This is a genomic window from Pseudoroseomonas cervicalis ATCC 49957 (genome assembly GCF_000164635.1).
Lineage (GTDB): Bacteria > Pseudomonadota > Alphaproteobacteria > Acetobacterales > Acetobacteraceae > Pseudoroseomonas > Pseudoroseomonas cervicalis.
This window is the reverse complement of record NZ_GG770778.1, coordinates 687,495-690,701: the sequence shown is the minus strand read 5'-3', so window position 1 is coordinate 690,701 and position 3,207 is coordinate 687,495. Positions and strand designations below refer to the sequence as shown.

The 3,207-nt window shown below is 74.2% G+C and carries 3 protein-coding genes; all 3 read left to right on the top strand.

The annotated features are described in order from the left end of the window. On the top strand, window positions 1–1,829 hold a 1,829-nt coding region (gene murD, locus HMPREF0731_RS10255), incomplete at its 5' end, for a UDP-N-acetylmuramoyl-L-alanine--D-glutamate ligase (protein ID WP_007004037.1). Further along, window positions 1,826–2,950, top strand: coding sequence for an FtsW/RodA/SpoVE family cell cycle protein (locus tag HMPREF0731_RS10250; RefSeq protein WP_456316507.1), 1,125 nt, complete (start codon window positions 1,826–1,828; stop codon window positions 2,948–2,950). The genes murD and HMPREF0731_RS10250, both read left to right, overlap by 4 nt. Further along, the coding region (locus HMPREF0731_RS10245) for a glycosyltransferase (RefSeq protein WP_007004035.1) at window positions 2,947–3,207 on the top strand (261 nt) is incomplete at its 3' end. The genes HMPREF0731_RS10250 and HMPREF0731_RS10245, both read left to right, overlap by 4 nt.

Below are 3,207 nucleotides of genomic sequence, written 5' to 3'. Positions count from 1 at the left end.
GCAGCCTGGCGGCGCTCGACCCCGCGGCCGCGCTGCGGCTGGCCGAGGCGCTCGGCGCCGAGGTCGAGACCCTGGTGGCCAGCGACCTGCCGGCGGCGATCCTGGCGCATGCCCGCGCGCGCAACGCGACTCATCTGGTGCTCGGCCGCGGCCGCCCGCCGCGCTGGCGCCGGCTGCTGGGGCGGACCCTCTCGGCGGCGCTGCTGCGCGCGGCGCGGGACTTCACCCTGCACATGGTGCCCGACCCGGCCGCCGCGCCGGCGCGGCCCTCCGCCGTGCCGCGCGAGCGGGAATGGCCGCGCGGCCTGGCCTGGGCGCTGGTGCCGGCCGGCATCGCCCTGGTGGTCGCGCTCGGCTTCGCGGCCGAGGGCTGGCTGCCCGAGCGCATGCTCGGCATGGTGTTCCTGGCGCTGACGGTGGCGATGTCGGCGGCCTTCGGCCCGTGGCACGCCGCCGCCTCGGCCCTGCTGGGCTTTTTGTGCTGGAACTTCTTCTTCCTGGCGCCGCGCTACACCCTCGGCATCGCCGAGCCGGCGGACTGGCTGGGCCTCGGCACCTTCGCCCTGGTGGCGCTGCTGCTGGCCGGCACCACGGGAAGGCTGGGCCGCTCCATGCGCATCGCGCGCGCGCGGATGGCGGCGCTCGGGCGGCTGGTCGAGTTCAGCCGGCGGCTGGGCGGCCCCGGCGGATTGCCGGAGCTGCTGCCGGCGGTGGCGGAGGAGGCGGCGCGCGCCGCCGGCGTGCCGGTGCTGTGCGATGCCGAGCTGCTCTACCGCGCCGTGCGCGCGGCCGGCAGCGCGGCGCGCTTCGTCGGCATCACCGGCACCAACGGGAAGTCCACCACCACCGCCCTGCTGCACCACCTGCTGGCCCGCGCCGGCCGCGCCGTGGCGGTGGGCGGCAATCTCGGCCCGGCGGCCATCGGATTGCCGATTCTCAACCAGGACGGGATTTATGTCCTGGAAATGTCGAGCTACATGCTCGAGCGCCTGGCGGAGCTGCGATTCGATCTTGGTCTGATGCTGAACCTGACACCGGACCATATCGACCGGCATGGCGACATGCCCGGCTACGCCGCGGCCAAGGCGCATCTGTTCGACCGGCAGGGCGGGGGCGACCTCGCCATCATCGGCATGGACGATGAATGGGGGCCGCGCTTCGCCGAAGGGCGCGCCGCGCGGGTGGTGCCCATCTCGGGCCACGCGCCGCAGCCGGGCGGTGTCTGGGCCGAGGGCCGGCTGCTGCGCGACGACCAAGGCCCGATCGCCGATCTGGATCGCGCCGCCGCCCTGCCCGGCGCGCACAACGCGCAGAACGCCGCCGCGGCCGTCGCCGCCGCCCTGGCGCTGGGCCTGGGCCGCGCCGAGATCGCCGCCGGGCTGGCCAGCTTCCCCGGCCTGCCGCACCGGCAGGAGCGGGTCGGCACCCGTGCCGGCATCCTGTTCGTCAATGACAGCAAGGCCACCAATGCCGACAGCGCCGCCCCGGCGCTCGCGAGCTATGGCCGCGTGGTCTGGATCGCCGGCGGCGTGCCGAAGCAGGGGGGCATCGAGGCCCTGGCGCCGCTGTTCCCGCGCATCGCCCGCGCCGTGCTGATCGGCCAGGCGGCGGAGGCGTTTGCCGCGACGCTGGCGCGGCACGGCATCCCGGCCGAGCTCGCCGGGACGCTGGAGGCGGCGGTGCCCGCCGCCTTCGCCGCCGCCCGCGCCGAGGGGGCGGGCACCGTGCTGCTCTCCCCCGCCTGCGCCAGCTTCGACCAGTTCAGCGGCTTCGAGGCGCGCGGCGACGCGTTCCGCGCCCTCGTCGCCGCCTTGCCGGAGGATGCGTGATGGCCCTGTCCCGTGCCGATACCTCGGTGCTCGGCCGCTGGTGGTGGACGGTGGACCGCTGGACCCTGGCGGCGCTGCTCTCGCTGGTCGGCTTCGGCTACGTCATGCTGCTGGCGGCCAGCCCGGGGGTCGCCGAGCGCATCGGCGCCTCCTCGCGCGACCTGTTCATCCTGAAGCAGGTCTTCTTCCTGGCGCTGGCCACCGGCACGATGGTCGTCATCTCGCTGCTGCCGGTGAAGCAGGTGCGGCGGCTGGCGCTGCTGGGCTTCGCCGGGGCGCTGCTGATGACCATGGCGACGCTCTCCATCGGCGTCGAGATCAAGGGCGCGCGGCGCTGGCTGCACCTGCCGGGCATGACGCTGCAACCCTCCGAATTCCTCAAGCCCTGCTTCGCCGTGGTCGCCGCCTGGCTGCTGGCCGAGGGGCGCAGCCTGGGCTGGCGCGCGACGCTCGGCGCCTGCGCGCTGTTCCTGGTGGTCGCCGCCGTGCTGGTGAAGCAGCCGGACATGGGCATGCTGGTGGTGGTGGGCGCGGTGTTCTGCGCCCAGCTCTTCGTCGCCGGCATCAACATGGTGCTGGTGGCGGGCTGCGGCGTCGCCGGCGTGCTGGGCGGCATCGGCGCCTATTTCGTGCTGCCGCATTTCCGCAGCCGCATCGACCGCTTCCTCGACCCCGCCTCGGGCGACACCTACCAGGTGCAGGTGGCGATGGAGGCCTTCGGCCATGGCGGGCTGCTCGGCGTCGGCCCCGGCGAGGGGCGGCTGAAGGCGATGCTGCCCGACGCCCATGCCGATTTCGTCTTCGCCGTCGCCGGCGAGGAATTCGGCCTGATCCTCTGCATCCTGATCCTCGGGCTGTTCGGCTTCGTGGTGCTGCGCGGCCTGCTGCGGCTGCTGGGCGAGAAGGACATGTTCATCATCCTCGCCGCCACCGGGCTGCTGACGCAGTTCGGCCTGCAGGCCTTCATCAACATGGGCTCGGCGCTGCACCTGATCCCGACCAAGGGCATGACGCTGCCCTTCATCTCCTATGGCGGCTCCTCGGTGGTGGCGGTTGCCCTCGGCATGGGCATGTTGCTGGCGCTGACACGCCGACGCCTGGCGCGGAGGGAGGAGGAATGAGCCCCCCCATCGTCATCGCCGCCGGCGGCACCGGCGGGCATTTCTTCCCGGCCGAGGCGCTGGCGGCCGAGCTGCTGCGCCGCGGCCACCGCATCGCGCTGATGACCGATGCGCGCAGCGCCGATTATTCCAGCCCGGTCTTCGCCGATGCCGAGCGCTTCGTGCTGAAGGGCGCGGGCCTGGCCGGGCGCGGCCTGCAGCGCGCCGCCAAGGGCGCGCTGGCGCTCGCCGCCGGCACCTTGCAGGCGCGGCGCATC